Here is a 1,099-nt window from a genome sequence, read left to right on the forward strand (position 1 = left end):
ATCATGACCATTCTGACTGGAGGTCTATGGTTGATCGGTTGGCTGATCGTCACGTCAAACAAAAATAGCCACAACAAGCAGCTCGACAAGCAAATCAACCATGTATTGAAGTACAAGGAGCAGGGGCTGAGCGACGCCGACACCTACAAACAGATCAAGGTGGACAAGGCAAACTCTGACGTAATCCAAGGGCGAGTGATTTTTGTCGTTCTGGTTGTGGTGTTCCTCTACTTCTACCTGCGGTAGCTGTTGCACAGGTAAAGCGGAGCTTTGAGCGAGATACTCTTCCAGCTCCGCTGGAGTGTTTGCACCGAAAGCGATGAGCTTTCAATCGTTCACCCTGTAAAGGTGGATCGCCACTGACCTATCGGTCGGACGTAGCACCAATAAGATTTTTACACAAATCCAGCTTTTGCCTTTGATCTTGGTTTTTCTTGTAAGTGCAAATGGTTAGCGACAGCTAACAAAATACCCCGTTCAAGCTTCGCTTAACTGGTTGCACGTAAAGGCGGCAAGCCTTGGGAGTGAGGGGATGATATTTACATATCATTCATCCCCTACCTATGTCGGTCGAGTCAGCCTGTAAGCGGCGCTTACATTGAGTATCCATCATGCTCTGCATAAGCGGTACATCAAGATCAAAAGCGACAAGCTTTGATGTGTGTTGATTTCATTGATTGAATGGTGTGCTGATCCAGCATCGTGACGATGCAGGCGGGTGCGAATTTCCAGTGTGTAACTGTGGACGTTCCGTCCCAATGGCGTTATAGCTTCCAAGCTCCGCTTGATCGTGCTCAATACGCTGTAAGCTGTCGCTTACCGCAGAGTTCCTTCGACGGTAGTCGCCGAAGAAACTTCTTTTATATAATAGGACTTTCTCCAGCCCCTTGATTTACGTGGCCTACAGGCAATTTCTTGCGTAGGTTTTTCAAAAAAGTTACGTATTTGCTACGCAGCCATATTGATGCATTGACCCAGCTCATTCGCGTCTTCCAGTCTCGAAAACAGCCCGTCCACAGGACGATACCAGTCCTTAAGATACGCTTCACGGGTAGAGTCAGAGCCCCTGAACACGAGTCGAGGGTTGATGGCGAGCTTG

At 48.2% G+C, this 1,099-nt stretch carries 1 protein-coding gene; it reads left to right on the top strand.

The features are described from left to right. Positions 1–246: hypothetical protein (locus ACXRVY_RS30905; RefSeq protein WP_458239197.1), on the top strand; the 246-nt coding region annotated here is incomplete at its 5' end. Positions 247–1,099: the final 853 nt, after the last annotated feature.

The organism is Pseudomonas sp. P5_A2_2 (genome assembly GCF_054177685.1).